The 18,918-nt window shown below is 68.6% G+C and carries 22 protein-coding genes; 11 read left to right on the forward strand and 11 right to left on the reverse strand.

The features are described from left to right. The first annotated feature begins 7 nt into the window (after positions 1–7). On the forward strand, positions 8–1,360 hold the full coding sequence (locus RPR59_RS01165) for a dihydrolipoamide acetyltransferase family protein (RefSeq protein WP_313915808.1): 1,353 nt from the start codon (positions 8–10) through the stop codon (positions 1,358–1,360). Between the two features lie 4 nt (positions 1,361–1,364). Then, positions 1,365–1,664 (forward strand): YciI-like protein, encoded by a 300-nt coding sequence (locus RPR59_RS01170; RefSeq protein ID WP_313915810.1) that lies wholly within the window; start codon positions 1,365–1,367, stop codon positions 1,662–1,664. Between the two features lie 187 nt (positions 1,665–1,851). Here the strand turns inward: RPR59_RS01170 and RPR59_RS01175 are convergent, their stop codons facing one another. From RPR59_RS01175 to RPR59_RS01215, 9 genes are all read right to left on the reverse strand, one after another. Beyond that, positions 1,852–2,715: a DUF4163 domain-containing protein gene (locus RPR59_RS01175; RefSeq protein ID WP_313915812.1), complete on the reverse strand. Its 864-nt coding sequence runs from the start codon at positions 2,713–2,715 to the stop codon at positions 1,852–1,854. Between the two features lie 36 nt (positions 2,716–2,751). Next, positions 2,752–3,204 carry a hypothetical protein gene (locus RPR59_RS01180; protein ID WP_313915814.1) on the reverse strand — a complete coding sequence of 151 codons (453 nt, stop codon included), beginning with the start codon at positions 3,202–3,204 and terminating at the stop codon, positions 2,752–2,754. 57 nt (positions 3,205–3,261) lie between these two features. Beyond that, positions 3,262–4,050, reverse strand: coding sequence for an SDR family NAD(P)-dependent oxidoreductase (locus RPR59_RS01185; protein ID WP_313915816.1), 789 nt, complete (start codon positions 4,048–4,050; stop codon positions 3,262–3,264). Between the two features lie 43 nt (positions 4,051–4,093). Then, the gene (locus tag RPR59_RS01190) at positions 4,094–5,290 is read right to left on the reverse strand and encodes a thiolase family protein (RefSeq protein ID WP_313915818.1); all 1,197 of its coding nucleotides are present in this window, start codon (positions 5,288–5,290) and stop codon (positions 4,094–4,096) included. Between the two features lie 72 nt (positions 5,291–5,362). Further along, positions 5,363–6,148 (reverse strand): crotonase/enoyl-CoA hydratase family protein, encoded by a 786-nt coding sequence (locus RPR59_RS01195; protein ID WP_313915820.1) that lies wholly within the window; start codon positions 6,146–6,148, stop codon positions 5,363–5,365. 26 nt (positions 6,149–6,174) lie between these two features. Continuing rightward, positions 6,175–6,798 (reverse strand): winged helix-turn-helix domain-containing protein, encoded by a 624-nt coding sequence (locus RPR59_RS01200; RefSeq protein WP_313915822.1) that lies wholly within the window; start codon positions 6,796–6,798, stop codon positions 6,175–6,177. Positions 6,799–6,839: 41 nt separating this feature from the next. Next, positions 6,840–7,682, reverse strand: coding sequence for a transposase (locus RPR59_RS01205; protein WP_313915824.1), 843 nt, complete (start codon positions 7,680–7,682; stop codon positions 6,840–6,842). Positions 7,683–7,747: 65 nt separating this feature from the next. Next, the gene (locus RPR59_RS01210; RefSeq protein WP_313915826.1) at positions 7,748–8,671 is read right to left on the reverse strand and encodes a hypothetical protein; all 924 of its coding nucleotides are present in this window, start codon (positions 8,669–8,671) and stop codon (positions 7,748–7,750) included. A gap of 37 nt (positions 8,672–8,708) precedes the next feature. Beyond that, complete coding sequence (locus RPR59_RS01215; protein ID WP_313915828.1) at positions 8,709–8,858, reverse strand: hypothetical protein; 150 nt, start codon at positions 8,856–8,858, stop codon at positions 8,709–8,711. A gap of 128 nt (positions 8,859–8,986) precedes the next feature. Here RPR59_RS01215 and RPR59_RS01220 point away from each other — a divergent pair, with 128 nt between their 5' ends. Next, the gene (locus RPR59_RS01220) at positions 8,987–9,430 is read left to right on the forward strand and encodes a PaaI family thioesterase (RefSeq protein ID WP_313915830.1); all 444 of its coding nucleotides are present in this window, start codon (positions 8,987–8,989) and stop codon (positions 9,428–9,430) included. Next, a complete protein-coding gene (locus RPR59_RS01225) occupies positions 9,427–9,810 on the forward strand; it encodes a PaaI family thioesterase (RefSeq protein ID WP_313915832.1) in 384 nt (127 codons plus the stop codon). The genes RPR59_RS01220 and RPR59_RS01225 overlap by 4 nt, the downstream gene beginning before the upstream one ends. 18 nt (positions 9,811–9,828) lie before the next feature. Here RPR59_RS01225 and RPR59_RS01230 read toward each other — a convergent pair whose 3' ends face one another. After that, positions 9,829–11,019, reverse strand: a complete 1,191-nt coding sequence (locus tag RPR59_RS01230; protein ID WP_313915834.1) for a PQQ-dependent sugar dehydrogenase — start codon at positions 11,017–11,019, stop codon at positions 9,829–9,831. A gap of 196 nt (positions 11,020–11,215) precedes the next feature. On the opposite strand from RPR59_RS01230, the gene rimP reads away from it, so the two are divergent. Together rimP and nusA are read left to right on the forward strand one after the other, a co-directional pair. After that, positions 11,216–11,758: a ribosome maturation protein RimP gene (gene rimP / locus RPR59_RS01235; protein WP_313915836.1), complete on the forward strand. Its 543-nt coding sequence runs from the start codon at positions 11,216–11,218 to the stop codon at positions 11,756–11,758. Positions 11,759–11,767: 9 nt separating this feature from the next. Next, a complete protein-coding gene (gene nusA / locus RPR59_RS01240) occupies positions 11,768–13,387 on the forward strand; it encodes a transcription termination factor NusA (protein WP_313915838.1) in 1,620 nt (539 codons plus the stop codon). Between the two features lie 127 nt (positions 13,388–13,514). Here the strand turns inward: nusA and RPR59_RS01245 are convergent, their stop codons facing one another. Further along, positions 13,515–13,868 carry a GIY-YIG nuclease family protein gene (locus tag RPR59_RS01245; protein WP_313915841.1) on the reverse strand — a complete coding sequence of 118 codons (354 nt, stop codon included), beginning with the start codon at positions 13,866–13,868 and terminating at the stop codon, positions 13,515–13,517. A gap of 26 nt (positions 13,869–13,894) precedes the next feature. Between RPR59_RS01245 and RPR59_RS01250 the strand changes: the two genes are divergently transcribed. The 5 genes from RPR59_RS01250 to RPR59_RS01265 all read left to right on the forward strand — a co-directional run bounded on the left by RPR59_RS01250 (position 13,895) and on the right by RPR59_RS01265 (position 18,884). Then, entirely contained in the window at positions 13,895–14,593 is a 699-nt protein-coding gene (locus RPR59_RS01250) for a DUF448 domain-containing protein (protein WP_313915843.1), read from the forward strand. Between the two features lie 7 nt (positions 14,594–14,600). Further along, positions 14,601–17,276, forward strand: coding sequence for a translation initiation factor IF-2 (gene infB, locus RPR59_RS01255; protein WP_313915845.1), 2,676 nt, complete (start codon positions 14,601–14,603; stop codon positions 17,274–17,276). Between the two features lie 140 nt (positions 17,277–17,416). After that, entirely contained in the window at positions 17,417–17,476 is a 60-nt protein-coding gene (locus RPR59_RS14875) for a hypothetical protein (protein ID WP_432280302.1), read from the forward strand. A 147-nt stretch (positions 17,477–17,623) separates the two neighbouring features. Further along, entirely contained in the window at positions 17,624–18,043 is a 420-nt protein-coding gene (gene rbfA / locus RPR59_RS01260) for a 30S ribosome-binding factor RbfA (RefSeq protein ID WP_313915847.1), read from the forward strand. 220 nt (positions 18,044–18,263) lie between these two features. After that, on the forward strand, positions 18,264–18,884 hold the full coding sequence (locus RPR59_RS01265; protein ID WP_313915849.1) for a thymidine kinase: 621 nt from the start codon (positions 18,264–18,266) through the stop codon (positions 18,882–18,884). Positions 18,885–18,918 lie beyond the last annotated feature (34 nt).

Raw genomic sequence — 18,918 nt, forward strand, 5'->3', positions numbered from 1 at the left:
CTGAGACATGGCACGTTTCGAATTCCGCCTGCCCGACATCGGCGAAGGCATTTCCGAGGCCGAGGTCGTCGCATGGCATGTCAAGGTCGGTGATCGCGTGGAGGAGGATCAGCAGCTCGCCGACATGATGACCGACAAGGCGACGGTCGAGATGGAAAGTCCGGTCGCAGGCGAGATCCTCGAACTGGCGGGCGAGGCCGGCGACATGATCCCGATCGGATCGACGCTGGTGGTGATCGAGACCGAGGGCGACGAGGCCGCGGTAGAGGAACAGGTCGCGGCCGAGACTCCGGGCAAGGAAGCCGAGGCCGAGGCGGAGGCCGCCTGCACGACCGACGAGCAGGATGAAGCGATTCGCGAAAAGGCGAAGGAGGGGTTGTCCAAACCCTCCGTTGGCGCTGAGCCTGTCGAAGCGCTGCCTTCTTCTTCGGCGGCGGCGGACAAAAAGGAAGGGGGCTTCGACAAGCTCAGCCCGACCGGTGAAGGTGGAGCAGCCGACCGCCCCGTCCTCGCCTCGCCCGCGGTGCGCAAGCGGGCGAAGGACCTCGGCATCGACCTCGCCGATGTGCGCGGCGACGGCGAGCGGGTGCGGCACGGCGATCTCGATGCCTATCTGCGCTACGGCTCGGGCGAAGGCTATCTCGCGCCGCAGGCGAATCGCGGCTGGGCCGACGAGACGGTCAAGGTCATCGGCATGCGCAGGCGGATCGCCGAGAATATGGCGGCGTCGAAGCGCAACATCCCGCACTTCACCTATGTCGAGGAAATCGACGTCACCGAGCTGGAGGCGATGCGCGCGTCGCTCAACGCCAATCGCGGGCAGCGGCCCAAGCTCACCGTGCTGCCGTTCATCATCGTCGCGATCTGCCGCGCGCTGCCCGATTTCCCGATGATCAACGCGCGTTATGACGACGAGGGCGGCGTAGTCACGCGCTCCGGCACGGTCAATCTGGGCATGGCGACGCAGACCGATGCCGGGCTGATGGTCCCCGTCATCCGCGATGCGCAGGACAAGAATGTCTGGCAGCTCGCATCCGAGATCAACCGCCTCGCCGAAGCCGCGCGCACCGGCAAGGCGACATCGGAGGAAATGCAGGGCGGCACGCTGACCGTCACCTCGCTCGGGCCGCTGGGTGGTGTCGCGACGACGCCGGTCATCAACCGTCCCGAGGTCGCGATCATCGGCCCCAACAGGATCGTCGAGCGGCCGGTCTTCGACGGAGACGACATCCGCCGCGCCAAGCTGATGAATCTGTCGATCAGTTGCGACCACCGCGTCGTCGACGGCTATGACGCCGCCAGCTACGTGCAGGCGGTGAAAAAGCTGCTCGAGACGCCGGTGCTGCTGTTCGCGGACTGACCGGGTGGCGCATTTCCTCCTGATCTACGACCTGGCGCCCGATTATCTCGAGCGCCGGGCCGCGCTGCGCGACGAGCATCTGACGCTGGCGTGGGAAGCGGCGGATCGCGGCGAGCTGGTGCTGGGCGGGGCGCTCGACGAACCGGTCGACCGGGCGGTGCTGCTGTTCCAGGGCGACGATCCGGACGTGGCCGCGCGGTTCGCCGCGGCCGATCCCTATGTGACGCAAGGGCTGGTCACGCACTGGCAGGTGCGGCGCTGGACCACGGTGATCGGAAAGGACGCAGCCACCCCGGTTCGCTGAGCCGCCGACCCGGCCCATGCCGATGGGGTTCGCACGGTCGCCCGACCCCGTCCATCCGTGCCGCCCGCCCCGCCTCCGTTCGTGCTGAGCCTGTCGAAGCACCGTTCTCCTTCCGCCACACCGGAGAAAAGAGCAGTCCTTCGACAGGCTCAGGAAAAACGGGGGCGGGTGGCCACGCCCCGGCGCCTCAATTCCCGGTGCCGGGAAAGGACGGGCGATATTTGTCGGCGACATAGGGGATCATCGCCTTCGGGATCATCAGGTCCAGCGTATAGTCGCCCTCCGCATACGGCCCCGCAATATAGGGCGGCACGATGAAGGTGATCCGTCCGAACTTGCCGCCGACCGGGTGCGTGAAAGCGACCGGGATCTTCTCGTCGAATTCCGGGCAGGCGGTGAAGCTCTCCATGGTGTCGTCGGTGCTCTTCTTCAGTTCGGCGAGCGAGATACCGCGCTTGTCGGCACGCGCCTTGTCCAGCTTGGCGCAGAAATCGTCCCGCACCGTGGCAAGCGCCGCGGCACGGTCGGTGAACAGGGCATCGAACGGGATTTCGCGCGCCGCGGCCTTGTCCCAATAAAGGACCCGGTGGATCGGCATGCCATGGGCGCCGCCGCGATAGTCGTAGCCCTCGGCCGTGAGCACCAGCAATTGCGGCGTGTCGGCCGCGACCGACCAGTCGACGGTCAGTTCAAAGGCACGGGCCGGTGCGTCCACCGGCAACGATTCGGCCATTTCGGCGTGCTCGGTCAACGCATCGCGCTTCGCCGTTTCGGCACGGGTCTTCAGCATGTCGGCAAGGCCGGGGATCGCCGCCGCTTCCGCCGGGATGCGATAGGAGAATTCGAGCGCGTCGCTCTTTTCCTTCAGGTCGATCGCCTCGGTCCGCTCGGGCTGCGGCGAGACCGGCGATGCCTGATTGCCGGTCGGCGCCACATGACCGGCGACGGTGGCGTTTTCGCCGGCCGGATCGGATTCACCATCGGTTCCGCCATTGCATGCGGCGAGGCCGAAGCCGGCAAGGAGGACGAGGGTCGGTGCAAATCGGGTCATAGGAGGATCAATGTTCGATGCCGGCCCCGGTTCCGCTCAGGCAACCGCGAGCGCATGCAGGTCCGGCCCGTCTTGGTCGTTCGCCGCCGGGCGCCGCGCGGTCGTGCGCTGCACCGTCTTGCGCGTACGCGCCGCGCGCGGGCGGATGGTGCGGCCGACGATGCGTCGCGTCCGGGCGCCCGTCGTCGCGATCGCCGATTTCGCGCGGATCGCCGTCGCCACGGTCCAGCCGGCGATTATCAGGTCGATATAGGCGGAGATGTCCCAGGCGAAGATCACGGCCATATCGGCCGACCCCATCATCAGCACCGCCTCGCCGGCAAGCGACAGCGCCAGCAAGAGGATCAGAAAGATAAAATGCCTCCGTTCGATCCCGCCCAGCAGGCTGGCGGGCGCGGCGACCGTCCAGCGGTGCAGGACCTGCCCCGCCACGCTGTCGGGAAAGCGCCACAGGATCGCCATCGCGACGAGCAGCGTGCATTCGATCATGGCCGTCCCCCTCCTGCTTTGCAGGCCAGTCTAGGGTCGCAGGCGGCGGAGTGCAAATCAGGGCAGGCGCGTGCGTTGCAGCGAGGCGACCAGCCGGCGGACCGCGAACCGCGGCGCAAGACGCGCAGACGCCGCCATGATCCGGTTGCGCAGGCCCGAAATCCGCACCGCCTCGTTCGCCGCCAGCGCCTTCAGCCCGTCGCGCGCCACGGCTCGCGGATCGGCGGCGAAGTGTTTGAACGGAGCGCTGTCGCCCATGCCGGCCACAGCGGCGAAGTCGGTGCGCGTCGGCCCCGGACAGAGCGCGCTGACATGGACGCCGTGCTGCTTCACCTCCTCGTGCAGGCCTTCGGAGAAGTGGAGCACGAACGCCTTGCTGGCGTAATAGGCGCTCATCCACGGGCCGGGCTGGAACGCGGCGGTCGAGGCCAGGTTCAGGATCGCGCCGGCGCGCATCCGGATCATGCCCGGCAGCACCGCGTGGCACAGTTCGACGAGCGCGCGGCAGTTGCAATCGACCATGCGCGCGAGCATCGCCCGGTCCTGCTCGGCGAACGCGCCGCTCGCGCCGAAACCGGCATTGTTGATCAGGATATCGACGGCGAGGCCGCGCCGGTCGATCCCGGCCATCAGCATGTCGACCGCCCCCGCCTCCGCCAGATCGGCGGCGATAGCGGTCGCGGCGATGCCGTGCCGCGCGCGCAGGTCGGCGGCGAGCGCCTCCAGCCGGTCACCGCGCCGCGCGGTCAGGATCAGGTCATGGCCACCCGCCGCCAGCGCACGGGCGAAATGCACGCCCAGCCCGGCCGATGCGCCGGTGACGAGCGCGGTTCCGCTCAGCTTCATCCACGACTCCTGCGCAAGCAGACGATGCCGCAGCCTAGGCGTGTCAGACGATCTCGAACAGCCCGGCCGCCCCCATGCCGCCCGCGGTGCACATCGACACCACCGCCCAGCGCACGCCGCGCTTGCGCGCCGCGATCAGCGCGTGGCCGACCAGTCGCGCGCCGGTCATGCCGAAGGGATGGCCGATCGCGATCGCGCCACCGTCGACGTTGAGCCTTTCCGGGTCGATGCCGAGTACGTCGCGGCAATAGAGGCACTGGCTGGCGAACGCCTCGTTGATCTCCCACAGGCCGATATCCGCGACCGAAAGCCCGGCGCGGCCCAGCAGCTTCGGCACGGCGAAGACCGGGCCGATGCCCATCTGGTCGGGGGCGCATCCGGCCACCTGGAAGCCGCGATAGATGCCCAATATCTCCCGCCCTTCCGCCTCCGCGGCCTTGCGGTCCATGACGATCTGCGCCGCGGCGCCGTCGGAAAGCTGGCTGGCGTTGCCGGCGGTGACGTTCCTGCCTCGTTCGATGACCTCGCCGTCCTTCCAGACGGGCTTCAGGCCGGAAAGCACCGCCGCGGTCGTCCCCGGACGGATGCCCTCGTCCTGCGTCACGGTCACCGTTTCGGTGCCGGTGCGGTTGCCCTGCCTGTCGACCACCGCCTTGTCGACGGTAATCGGGACGATCTCCTCGGCGAAAGCGCCTTCTTCCAGGCCCGCGGCCGCGCGCTGCTGGCTGATCGCGGCGAATTCGTCCTGGGCTTCGCGGCTGATGCCATAGCGTTCGGCCACGATCTCGGCGGTCTCGATCATCGCCATATAGGCGTGCGGTTCCCGCTCCAGCACCGATCGGTTGCGCCGGCGCGGCGCATCGCTGGTGACGGTGTGGCTGATCGATTCCATTCCCCCCGACAGCGCCACGTCGATCTCGTCGCACATGATCGACCGGGCGGCGAGCGCGAGCGTGGTGAGCCCGGAGCCGCATTTGCGGTCCAGCGTGAAGGCGGGGATCGTCTCGGGCAGGCCGGCGGCGAAGATCGCCATGCGGCCGGCATTGCCGCCGGTCGTGCCCCATTGGTTGCCCACGCCCCAGAACACGTCGTCGATTCGCGCCGGATCGATGCCCGCCCGCGCGATCGCCGCGTTCATCACGTGCGCGGCGAGCACCGGCGCCTCGGTCTCGTTGAAACAGCCGCGATAGGCCTTGCCGATGCCGGTGCGGGCGGTGGATACGATGGCGGCTTCGCGCATGGCGACCCTCTCGAAGATTTAGAATATCGGGTATGGCCGTGATGGACCGCCCGGCCGCGCTTGGCAAGCGGCTCAGTCGGCGAAATCGGGCCGGCGCCGCTCCGTGTTGGCGCGCACCGCCTCGATCTGATTGGGCGAGCGCAGGAGCTTTGCCTGTTCCCCGCTTTCGGCCGCCAGGATCGCCGCCGCATCCGCATCGGCCGCCAGGGTGGCGAGCCGTTTCGCCGCGCGGATCGCGTGCGGGTTGCGAGCGGCGATTTCCTTCGCCAGCGCCATCGCCGCGTTGCGGGGATCGTCCACGACATGGCTGACGAAGCCGAAATCGAGCGCCTCGACGCTGTCGAATTCGCGCGCGGTATAGATCAGCTCGCGCAGATGATCGTCGCGCACCAGCCCGCGCCACAGCGCGAAGCCCGCCATGTCGGGAACGATGCCCCATTTCATCTCCATCGCCGACAGCCGCATCTCCGGCGCTGCAAACCGCACGTCGGCGCCCGACATGATCTGCAGCCCGCCGCCGAATGCGATCCCGTGCACCGCCGCGATCACCGGCACCGGCAGCGTGCGCCAGCCCCAGGCGACCTGCTGCGCCCGGTTGGCCAGGCCGTGCGCGCGCTCCAGCAGGTCGGCGTCCGACCCGCCCGACGCCATGACCGTCACGTCGAGCCCGGCGCAGAAGGCCCGCCCCTCGCCCGACAGCACCACCGCGCGCAGCCCCGCCCGCTTCGACAGCGCATCGATGGCGCCGGCGATGGCGTCGAACATCGCGGGGTCGAGCGCGTTGCGCTTGTCGGGCCGCGCCAGCCGCACCTCGGCCACATGGCCGTCCATGTCGATCGTAACCCGCCGTCCGGTCATGCTCGCGCCCCCGTGCTACGTCGCCCTTATGCCGCGTCCGGCGCGCCGAGGCGATAGCCTTTGCCTTTCACGGTATGGAGCAGCGGCGTCGCGAAGCCGCGATCCAGCTTGGCGCGGAGACGCGACATGTGCACCTGCACGACATTGGTGCCCGGATCGAACCCCAGCCCCCAGACATCGCGCAGCAGCGCCCGCCGGCTGACGCACCCGCCGGCCTGTCGCGCCAGATGCAGGAGCAGCGCCCGTTCGCGCGGCAGCAGCGGCAGGTCGCGGCCGGCGCGCATGACGCGGCCGGCATCGCCTTCGATCACCAGGTCGCCGATGCACAGCGTCGGTGGCCGATTGCGCAGCAGCGCGGCCAGACGTGCGGCGATCAGGGCCGGACCTGCCGCTTCGCACGCGGCGTCGTCCGCGCCGGCGTCGAGCGCAGCCGCGATTGCGGATTCCTCGGCCAGGCGGGTCAGGGTCATGGCCGGCCCCTGCCACCCGCCGGCCCGGACGCGGCGGAGGCGATGCGATACCGGCTCGCGGCGATCGTCCCAGCGCAGAAGGAGCGCGGCAGCGGTGCCCGGCCGGCCATGCCATGATACGATCTCGAGCGAACGACTGCGCGCCGCGGCGGCCAGTCCCGGCATCTCCACCTCGCTCACGATCCGAGCCTCCATCGCGCCCATAGTACCGCAAGCCACGCCTATCGCGGCTGTAATCGCATCCGGTCCGGTGCCGATTCGGCAAGTCGGGCGCGCGCCCGTCGCGCCACCGCCGGTCGCGCCGACGCCGCCGCCCGGTCATAGATCGCCAGGGCCGCATCGGGATCGGCCGATGCCGATGCGAGCGCTTCGAACGCGGTCCATCGCATCCGGTCGCAGGGATGTTCCGCGGCGAACCGCTCGGCCAGGTCGCGGCCGTTTCCGCCCAGTTGCGCGGCCAGTGTCACCAGCGGCTCGGCCGGAGCCGTCGTCATCGCCTCGGCGATGCAATTGCGGCGGATGTCGAAGCGATACTGGTCCAGCCAGGGCTGTTCGGGGTCCACGCCCAGGATGTTGAGCGACACGGAGAACCGATCGGGCGGAAGCTGGACATGCACGTCGCGCCGCATGCGATAGAGCATGACCGTGCCGGGGGACAGGCATGCCCGCCCGGTGAAGCGCAACCGCGCCGGATCGCCGGGCAGGCCGCCGATCGCGTCGCCGTCCACCTCGTAATAATCGCTCCAATAGCCGGGGCCGTGATAGCCCACGGTCAGGAACGGGAAATTATGGTCGTGCGGCAGGTCGTAGAAAAAGGTCGCAGGGCCGCTATGGCGCGTGACCGCATCCTCGCGCGCCGGCCAGAAATTGGCGCGCAGCACGAACCGGCCGTCGGGCGGGCGGAGCAGCAGCAGCTGCGGGCCATATCCGCCGCGCGCCGGCCGCGCCGTCCATTGCCGCTTCAGTTCGGCGACGGCCAGTTCCGCCAGAAAGTCCCGGTTGCGCGACAGCCGTGCGAGCGCGGGGCCGAGCGCGGCGAAGGCGTCCTCGTCCCGCACGTCCACGTCGCTCGCCGCCAGCAGGTCGACCAGCGCGTCCGGGCCGATGGCCTCGCCGTCTCCGGGTTCGATCAGGCGGGGCAGGGCAGCCGCTCCCCGTCCAGCCGCCGGCGCACCGCCGGCAGCATCCCGGCCGCCGCCGCGCGCACCTCGGGATGCGGGTCGCCGTGCGCCATGTCGGCCAGGCGCGGCAATGCCGCCGCCGCGTCATGCGCGAGCCATTGGCGCATCGCTTCCCAGCGCAGGAAAAAGGCCGGGTCGTGGCTGGCGTCGCGGAAACATTCGCCCGCGCCGGCCGCCCCCAGTTCGCGCAGCAGCGTCAGCAGCATGGCCGACCGGGCCGGCCGTGCGTCCAGCATCGCCACGCGCGACAACCGGCCATCGGCGCGGCGATATTCGCGCGCGATAGCGGCCTGTCCGGCAAGCAGGGTGACGCCGACCGACAGGAGATCGCGCGACGCCCGGACGATCCGGTGCGCCCGGTGCCGTCCGTCCTGCACCACGACGCGGCCGTCGTGCAGCCGCACCGGCTTCAGGCGGCGGGCCGGCGGCGCCGATGCGGCGCGGAAATCGTCCCCGGCGACACCGGCCTCCCACCGTTCGAGCAGCGCCTCGCCGGCATGGACATAGGCGCTGACCGTCAGGCGGCCGGGCACGACGACGGCCGACGGTGCGCCGCGGCGCGCAAGCGCGCGTGCCGACCAGTGGGTGCAGGCGATGCGGACCCGGTCGTTTTCGAACAGGATGGCGCCCGTCCGCACGGCGTCGCGATCGACGCGGAACGGCGGCTCGAAGAACGGGTCGCGGGCCAGCGCCGCCACGGCGGGAAACAGCATCGCCTCCAGCCAGCCGGGGTCGCGGAGCAGTTGGCGCGCGCGCGCGATCAGGGTCGCCTCATCGCCGCCATCGGCGAAATCGGCGGCGGCGCGGCGAACAGGGCCGCTTTCCGCCCAGTCCGCTGCGAAGTCGGCGGAGCGCCGCCGCGCGTCGATCATCGCCCGGCGAATCTCCGCCGGGAATCGCTCCCGCATCTCAATAAGACGATTGGTACACGACCACCGCGACGCCGACGATCATCTCGAACACTTCGTCGCCGTCGCCCATCTGCTGCAGCGCGCCCGCCGTCGCGACCTCGGTGCCCAGATCGACGATCTCGTCCATGTCCAGCCCGAACGATGCCATGCCCCTTCTCCCTCCGGTTGATCGGTGGCGGAAACGCTAGCGCGACGCCGGCGCGGGGCCGTAGTTACAAATCCTGTAACCCGCCCGCGATTGCCCGCGCGTGCCCACCGCGATAAGCACGTTCCGGCATGACCGACAGCGCATCCCGCCCCGGCTTCGATCCCGCCCGCTTCTTCGCGGCGCGCCAGGACGGGCACGGCCGCCGGCTGGGCATCCGCTATCGTGCACACGGGCCGGACTGGGCGGAACTGGCGCTGCCCTACGACCCGGACCAGATCGGCGATCCCGGCCGCGGCGTGGTCGCGTCGGGGCCGATCCTGACGATGATGGACATGGCGACCAGCATCGCCGCCTGGCTGAAGCGCGGGCAGTTCGCGCCCCAGGCGACGCTCGACCTGCGCATCGACTATCTGCGCCCCGCGACGCCGCGGCGCACCGTGATCGGCCGCGGCGAATGCTACCGCGTGACGCGCTCCATCGCCTTCGTCCGCGGTCAGGCGCATGACGGCGACCCGGACGACCCGCTCGCCCATGTCGCGGGCACCTTCATGCTGCTGGACATGCCGGCATGAAGCTGCCGCCTTATGCCGATCTGCTGAACCTCTCGGTCGCGGCCGAACCCGCCGGCGAAGGGCCGATCCTGGCCATGCCGTTCGATGCCGACATCGTCGGCCGGCCCGGTTTCCTGCACGGCGGCGCCATCGGCGGCCTGCTGGAAATGGCGGCGATCGTGGCGCTGCATGCCGCACTCGGCGATGAGGATGCGCGGGTGAAGCCGGTCAACGTCACCATCGACTTCATGCGCGGCGGCCGCGACAAGCCGACGCGCGCGCAGGGCATCGTCCGCCGTCTCGGCACCCGTGTCGCCAATGTCGACGCAATCGCCTGGCAGGACGCGCGCGAGAAACCCATCGCCGGCGCGCGGATGAACTACCTGATCGCGCGCAATTAGCGCGGTCGCCGAACGCGCTTACTGTTTCGGCACGGCCTTCATCAGCTTGCCGCCGTCGCCGTCCTGCAGCAGCCACAGCGAACCGTCGGGCGCCTGGGCGACGTCGCGGATGCGCATGCCCATGTCCCATTGGTCCGCCTTCTGCGCGTTCTTCCCGTTCAACGCCGCGCGCACCAGCGCCTGGCCCGACAGCGCGCCGAGGATGGCCGAACCCTGCCATGCGGGAAAGTCGTCGCCCGAATAGATGACGAGGCCGGCCGGCGAGATGGACGGGTTCCACCACAGCTTCGGCGCCTCGAACTCGGGACGGGTGTCGTGATCGGGGATCGGCGATCCGTCATAATTGTCGCCGTTCGACACCACCGGCCAGCCATAGTTGCGGCCCTTCAGGATCAGGTTGAGCTCGTCGCCGCCCTGCGGCCCCATCTCGATTTCCCAGAGGTTGCCGGCCCTATCGAAGGTCAGGCCATAGGGATTGCGGTGCCCGCTCGACCAGATATAGGCGCGCTCGCCGCCGGCCGAGAGATAGGGATTGTCCGGCGCCGGCTTGCCGTCCAGCGTCATGTGCAGGATCTTGCCCATGGCGCTGTTCGGGTCCTGCGCCGGCGTCTTGCGCTGCCGCTCGCCCGAGGACAGGAACAGCGACTCGCCGTCGGGGGCGAAGGCGATGATGCTGCCGAACTGCCCGCCGCCGCCGGGCGGCTGCTGGTGGAAGAGCACCTCGAGATTCGTCAGCTTCGGCGCGGTCCCGCTTTCGTCCAGCGTCGCATGGGCGAGCGCCAGGGCGCTGCCGCCCTGCCCCGGTTCGGAATAGCTCAGATAGACGCCGTGATCGTCGGCAAAGGTCGGCGCCGGCGCGATGTCGAGCAGACCGCCCTGCCCGCCATAATCGACCGCGGGCACGCCGGCCACGTCCGCCAGCTGTTCGCCGGGGCGCAGCAGCTTCACCTTGCCGGGCTTTTCCGTCACCAGCGCCCGGCCGTCGGGCAGGAAGGCGACCGCGAAGGGATTGTCGAATTCCGCCACGCTCTGCAGCGTGAAGGGCGCGGAAGCGTCGGGAATGTCGACGGGCGTGCCGGTTGCCGTCGGCGCGGGCGCGCTCGCCGTGGGCGTGGGGCCGGGCTTGGTCACCGATCCCTCGGACGGGCCGGAGGAACAGGCGGCAAGGGTCAGGGCACTGACGGCGAGATAGCAGAAGGACATGCGCATGCGGTTCTCCGGTGGCGGTTTTCGGACACAACGTATCGCGGCCCGTGCGTTTCCGCGAGCGGCATCCGAATCGCAGGACTTGCCGCCGCGCGCGACATCGCATATATCGCTGGTCGCGCTCTCTACATCGGTAACGTTGCAGAGGTCGGGACCCCCCGGTTCCGGCGGCGCAGAAGCTGTATTCACGGAGTCGCATGTGGCTGACCTGGCCGAACTGACCGCATTGATCGAACCCGAGGCGAAGGCGCTCGGGCTCGACCTCGTGCGCGTGGCGATGTTCGGCGGCAAGTCCGATCCGACGCTGCAGGTGATGGCCGAGCGGCCCGATACGCGCCAGCTCACCATCGACGATTGCGCGGCGCTGTCGCACCGGGTGTCAGACAAGTTCGATGCGCTGGAGGCCGAGGGCCGCGACCCGATCGACCATGCCTATCGGCTGGAGGTCAGCTCGCCGGGCATCGACCGCCCGCTCACCCGCCTCGCCGACTACCGCGACTGGACCGGGCACGAGGCGCGGATCACGCTCAGGCAGGTGGTCGAGAAGCGCAAGCGCATCCAGGGCCCGATCACAAGCGTGGAGGACGACCGCATCACGATCGACGTGAAGAATCACGGGCCGATGGCGGTGCCCTTCGACGCGATCGAAGACGCCAAGCTCGTGATGACCGACGCGCTGATCGCCGCCACCCAACCGCTTTCCGCCGAAGGGGCGGACGAAATCGTCGAAATGGAAGGATAACCAAGACCGATGGCCACTGCCGTTTCCGCCAACAAGGCCGAGCTGATCGCGATCGCCGACTCCGTCGCGCGTGAAAAGCTGATCGACAAGGGCATCGTCATCGAGGCGATGGAAGACGCCATCCAGCGCGCCGCCCGTGCGCGCTACGGCGCCGAGAACGACATCCGCGCCAAGCTCGACCCCGACAGCGGCGACCTGCGCCTGTGGCGCGTCGTCGAGGTGGTCGAGGCGGTCGACGACTATTTCAAGCAGGTGTCCGTCAAGGACGCGCAGAAGCTGAAGAAGGACGCCGCCGTCGGCGACTATATCGTCGATCCGCTGCCGCCGATCGAATTCGGCCGCATCGCCGCCCAGGCGGCCAAGCAGGTCATCTTCCAGAAGGTCCGCGACGCCGAGCGCGAGCGCCAGTATGAGGAATTCAAGGACCGCGCCGGCGAGATCATCACCGGCGTCGTCAAGCGCGTCGAATTCGGCCATGTCGTCGTCGATCTCGGCCGCGCCGAGGGCGTCATCCGCCGCGACCAGCAGATCCCGCGCGAAGTCGTGCGCGTCGGCGACCGCATCCGCAGCCTGATCAAGGAAGTGCGGCGCGAAAATCGCGGGCCGCAGATCATGCTCAGCCGCTCGCATCCCGATTTCATGCGCAAGCTGTTCGCGCAGGAGGTGCCGGAAATCTATGACGGCATCATCGAGATCAAGGCCGCCGCGCGCGATCCGGGCAGCCGCGCCAAGATCGGCGTCATCAGCCACGATTCCTCGATCGACCCGGTCGGCGCGTGCGTCGGCATGAAGGGCAGCCGCGTCCAGGCGGTCGTCCAGGAAATGCAGGGCGAGAAGATCGACATCATCCCCTGGTCGGAAGACACCGCGACCTTCGTCGTCAACGCGCTGCAGCCGGCCAATGTCGCGCGCGTCGTCATCGACGAGGAGGAGGAGCGGATCGAGGTCGTGGTTCCCGACGACCAGTTGTCGCTCGCCATCGGCCGCCGCGGCCAGAATGTGCGCCTCGCCAGCCAGCTCACCGGCCGCGCCATCGACATCCTGACGGAGGAGGATGCCTCCGAGAAGCGGCAGAAGGAATTTGTCGAGCGCTCGGCCATGTTCGAGAAGGAACTCGATGTCGACGAGACGCTGGCGCAGCTCCTCGTCGCCGAGGGCTTCGGCGCGCTCGAGGAAGTCGCCTATGTCGACCAGGACGAGCTAGCCGCGATCGAGGGCTTCGACGAGGAACTCGCCGCCGAGCTGCAGAACCGCGCGACCGAAGCGCTCGAGCGCCGCGAGGAAGCGAACCGCGAGGAGCGCCGCTCGCTCGGCGTCGAGGACGATCTGGCCGAAATGCCGTACATGACCGAGGCGATGCTCGTCACGCTCGGCAAGGCGGGCATCAAGACGTTGGACGACCTCGCCGACCTCGCCACCGACGAACTGGTCGCCAAGAAGCGCTCCGAACCGCGCCGCCGCAGCGAAAAGGCATCGCGCAGCGAGGACAAGGGCGGCGTGCTCGGCGAATACGGCCTGAGCGAAGAGCAGGGCAACGAGATCATCATGGCCGCCCGCGCCCATTGGTTCGCGGACGAAGAAACGCCGGAAACGGCGGAGGAGGACGCAATTGCGGACTCCGAGCAATGAGACAGCGCTAGCCGCCAATCCCATCCGTCATGCCGGACTTGTTCCGGCATCCACGGTCAGCCCTACCTTGCGTTCGCGCATTCCGCACCGCGGCTGCCGCGGGGGCGGGAGCGCCGGTGCGGCCACGCTATCGGAGCGGCGGGAGGCCGAGACCGACAGCAAGGTCGTCCCAGTGCGGGTTCTCGCGCTCGATCACGTTCTTCTTCCAGTCTCGCCGCCAGCGCTTGATCCGTTTTTCGGCGGCGATGGCGGCTTCCATGCTCTCATGAACCTCGAACCAGACGAGGCGAAGAACGCGGTGACGCTTGGAAAATCCGTCATGCGTGCCGCTCCGGTGTTGGGCGATTCGAGCGATCAGGTCCGAAATGACCCCGATGTACAGCGTGCCGTTGAAAGCGCTGGCGAGGATATAGACGCAGGGTTGTCGCTCCTTCATGCCGGGGAGCGTGCCGCGCCGTGGATGCCGGAACAAGTCCGGCATGACGGCTGCCGGCGCGGGAGGTGCCTGTGAACGCGTCGCGCACCTGCATCCTGTCGCGGGAGGGGACCCCGCGCGAGGGGCTGATCCGCCTCGCGCTCGCGCCGGACGGCGACGTCCTGCCCGACATCCGCGCCAGGGCGCCGGGCCGCGGCGCGTGGATCGGCGTCGGCAGGGCCGAACTCGAAGCCGCGCTCGCCAGGGGGCGGCTTCGCGGCGCATTGGCGCGCGCGTTCAGAACCGGCGACCTGCGCATCCCCGACGACCTGCCCGATCGGATCGAACAGGCGCTGGAACGCGCCACGCTCGACCGGCTGGGGCTGGAGGCGCGGGCCGGGCACCTGATTACCGGGTCGGAACGGATCGAAACCGCCGCCCGGGCGGGCCGTCTGCACCTGCTGCTGCATGCCGCCGATGCCCGCGCCGACGGGGCGGCGAAGCTCGCCCAGGCGTGGCGCGTCGGCTCCGAGCGCGAAGGTTCCGGCGCCAAGGGATTGGCATTGCCGGTTTCGCGTACCATATTGTCCTTGGCCCTCGGCCGCGAAAATGTGGTACATGCCGGGCTGACCGACGCCCAGGCGGCGATGCGGGTGCGAAACGTGCTCGACCGCTGGCTGCACTTTATCGGACCCGATCGCGCGAACGTATCTTGCGAAACCAACTCGCAGGGCGCATCCGCGCTGGAAGCGGGCGCGGGAACCGAGGCCCGTGAACAAGAAGGATTTTGAGTACCGGATGAGCGACAAGGACAACGAAAAGCCGAAACTGGGCGCGCGGACTCTCGGCATCAAGCGCACGGTCGAGACGGGCAAGGTGAAGCAGAGCTTCAGCCATGGCCGCTCGAACACCGTGGTGGTCGAGGTGAAGCGGCGCCGTGTTCTCGGCCGTCCCGGTGAGGAACAGCAGCGCGAGGAGGCGAAAGACTCCCCCGCGCCCGCTCCGGCTGCGCCCGAGCCCGCTGCGCCGACGCCCGCGCCGGCCGCGAAGAAGGCGGAAGATGACGGCCTGACCAAGCAGGAGCGTCAGCAGAAACTGCTGCGCGAGGCCGAGGAAGCGCGCATGAACGCGCTCGAGGAAGCGCGCCGGCGCGAGGAAGCGGAAAAGCAGCGCGCGGCCGAGGAAGAACGCCGCCGCGCCGAGGAAAAGCGCAAGGCCGAGGAACAGGCGCAGAAGGAGGAGGCCAAGGCGGAGGCAGAGCCCGCGCGCCAGGCCGAATCCGCCGAATCCAAGGCCGCGCCGGCCGAGCCCGCCCAGCAGCAGCCCGCCAAGGCGGAAACGCCGCAGCAGAAGCCCGAGAAGAAGGCGGAGGCGAAGCCGGAGGAACCGGTCACGCTGCAACTCGATCCGAACATGCCGGCGCCGCGCCGCTTCACGCCGAAGAAGCGGCCCGAAATTCCGAAGCCCGAATCGCGGCCCGAACCGGCCCAGGCGAAGCCGGCGCCCGGTGCGCCCAAGCGGCCGGACAAGCCCGATCGCGGCGGAAAGGCCGAGCGCAAGGACCGCGGCGACCGCCGCCAGTCCGGCAAGCTGACCGTCACCCGCGCGCTGGGTGGCGAGGAAGGCGCGCGGGCACGCAGCCTGGCCGCGCTGAAGCGTGCGCGCGAAAAGGAAAAGCGGTCGCACACCGGCGGCCCGCGCGAACCGTCGCAAAAGCAGGTTCGCGACGTGCAGGTGCCCGAAGCGATCACCGTCCAGGAACTCGCCAACCGCATGGCGGAAAAGGGCGCCGACCTGGTGAAGGCGCTGTTCAAGATGGGCATGGCCGTCACCGTCAACCAGACGATCGACCAGGATACCGCCGAACTGCTCGTCACCGAATTCGGCCATAACATCCGCCGCGTGTCCGACGCCGATGTCGAGCAGGATCTCGACACGACCGAGGACCGGGAAGAGGATCTGCAGCCGCGCGCGCCGGTCGTGGCCGTGATGGGCCACGTCGATCACGGCAAGACCTCGCTGCTCGACGCGCTTCGCGGGTCGGGTGTCGCGGGCGGCGAGGCCGGCGGCATCACGCAGCATATCGGCGCCTATCAGGTGACGATGAAGGACAAGTCGAAGATCACCTTCCTCGACACGCCGGGCCATGAAGCGTTCACCGAAATGCGTGCGCGCGGCGCCGACGTCACCGACATCGTCATTCTGGTGGTGGCGGCCGATGACGGGCTGATGCCGCAGACGATCGAGGCGATCAATCACTGCAAGGCGGCGAACGTCCCGATGATCGTCGCGATCAACAAGGTCGACAAGGAGGACGCCAACCCGCAGCGGGTGCGCGAACGCCTGCTCGAACACGAGGTGATCGTCGAGGAAATGTCGGGCGACGTCCAGGACGTGGAGGTCTCCGCGCTCAAGAAGACGGGCCTCGACGACCTGATCGACAAGATCCAGCTCCAGGCCGAACTGCTCGAACTGAAGGCCAATCCCGATCGCGCCGCCGAAGGCGCGGTGATCGAGGCCAAGCTCGACAAGGGCCGCGGCCCCGTCGCGACGATCCTCATCAACCGCGGCACGCTCAATGTCGGCGACGTCTTCGTCGTCGGCGCCGAAAGCGGCAAGGTGCGCGCGATGCTCGACGACAAGGGCCGCCAGGTGAAGAAGGCGGGTCCCTCCATGCCGGTCGAGGTGCTGGGCCTGTCGGGCGCGCCGATGGCGGGCGACCGCCTGCAGGTCGTCGACAACGAGACGAAGGCGCGTGAGATCGCCGAATATCGCAAGGGCGTCATCCACCAGAAGCGCACGGCGCAGGCGCCGGCGAGCCTGGAGAGCATGTTCTCCGCGATGAAGGAGAATCAGGCGATCGAATATCCGGTGGTGGTCAAGGCCGACACGCAAGGGTCGGTCGAGGCGATCGTCGGTGCGCTCAACAAGATCTCGAACGAGGACATCCGGGTGCGCATCCTGCATTCGGGCGTCGGCGGCATTACCGAGAGCGACGTGACGCTGGCATCGGCCAGCAAGGCGCCGATCATCGGCTTCAACGTCCGCGCCAATGCGAAGGCGCGCGAGATCGCCGAAAAGAACGGCGTGGCGCTGAAATATTACGACGTCATCTACGACCTGACGGACGAGATCCGCGCCGCGATGGCGGGCGAGCTCGGCCCCGAGGCGTTCGAGACCGTCGTCGGCCGGGCCGAGATCAAGGAGGTCTTCTCCGCCGGCAAGCACGGCAAGGCGGCGGGCCTGCTCGTCACCGAAGGCGTCATCAGGAAGGCGCTCAAGGCCCGTATCACACGCGAGGACGTCATCATCTACAATGGCGAGATCGCCTCGCTGCGGCGCTTCAAGGACGACGTGCCGGAAGTTCGCGCCGGGCTGGAATGCGGTGTGACGTTCACGCAGAACTTCACCGACATCAAGGCCGGCGACTATCTCGAGACCTTCGAGGTAGAGATGCGCGAACGGACGCTTTGATTGAAGTTGCCTGGTTAGTTCCCAGTTCGTTCTCACCTAGCTAAGATCATGTGCTATCCCTCCTTTCGGTCGCGACTGCGACCGAAAGGAGGTGAAGGCTGATGGATCTAACCGCTGTAGTAGTGGCGCTGAGCTTTGCGATGTTCGTCATCGCGTTGCTTGGCCTTGTGGTGAAGCTCATTGAGCTGAAGCACACGTAGTGCCAAACGGGGTCTTCGGCGCTGCAACGCCGGGGGCCCCAAACCATTTGAGCCCGAGCGCTGCAACGCCCGGGCTCAGAAGGTGGAAGCATGGACCGCTTCCGCTGTAGTAAGCCCTTGATAAGCGAAAATCGCGAAAATTTCAATATGCGTCACAACCAACCCTCCGAATCGCAATCGGTCCGCACGCTGCGCGTCGGCGAACAGGTCCGCCACGTCCTGTCGGACATATTGAGCCGCGGCGACGTGCATGACGACACGCTCAGCCGCCACATGGTGAGCGTGACCGAAGTGCGCATGTCGCCCGACCTGCGCCACGCCACCGTCTTCGTGAAGCCGCTGCTGGGCAAGGACGAGGAAGCGGTCTTGAAGGCGCTTCGCACCAACACCGCCTATCTCCAGCGCGAGGTCGCGCACCGCATCCGCATGAAATATGCCGCGAAGCTCAAATTCCTCGCCGACGAGAGCTTCGAGGAAGCGAGCCATATCGACGCGCTGCTGCGCGATCCGAAGGTGGCCCAGGATCTGGACGACGGCGGGGACGAGGCCCGGCGCGAAGAAGGTTAAGTCACCCTCCCCGACCGCGTCTTCCTCCCCTGCAAGGGGAGGTGGCAGCCCGAAGGGCTGACGGAGGGGTATCCCCGCCAGCCGCATACCTCCACCCCGCTGCGCGCGATCCCCCTCCCCCTGCCGGGAAAAGATTGCGGCCACGCCCGCCGGTTCGCCCCTGCCCCCCGGGATCGACTTTGCCGTTGCCAGCGCGCCGCTTCGGCGGCAGGCAGTCACGATGGCCAAGCTCTATTTCTACTACGCCTCGATGAATGCAGGGAAATCGACCACGCTGCTGCAGGCCGATTTCAACTATCGCGAGCGCGGCATGGCGACGATGCTGTTCACCTCCGCGATCGACGATCGCGCCGGCGCCGGACGCATCGCCAGTCGCATCGGCCTCGCCGCCGCGGCGCACAGCTTCACGCCCGATACGGACCTGTTCGCCGGCGTCGCCGCCGAGCAGGCGAGCCGCAGGGTCGATTGCGTGCTGGTCGACGAGGCGCAGTTCCTGACGGCCGAACAGGTCGATCAGCTCGCGCGGGTGTGCGACGATCTGAACGCGCCGGTCCTCGCTTACGGCCTGCGCACCGATTTTCGCGGGCGTCTGTTCGCCGGCTCGGCCCGGTTGCTGGCCATCGCCGATGCGCTGGTCGAGCTGAAATCGGTCTGCCGCTGCGGCGCCAAGGCGACGATGAACCTGCGAGTCGACGCCGCGGGCCGTGCCGTCGCCGAGGGCGCCCAGACCGAAATCGGCGGCAACGACCGGTATGTCGCCTTGTGCCGCAAGCACTTTCACGAAGCGCTCGGCCCCGGTTCCCCCTATCCGGGTGCGCACCGGAAGGACGACGCGGGCTAAGGCTGGCCTGGGCCGAGCGCCACCGCGGCCTCCC

Origin of the sequence: Stakelama saccharophila (genome assembly GCF_032229225.1) — a bacterium.
GTDB lineage: Bacteria > Pseudomonadota > Alphaproteobacteria > Sphingomonadales > Sphingomonadaceae > Sphingomonas > Sphingomonas saccharophila.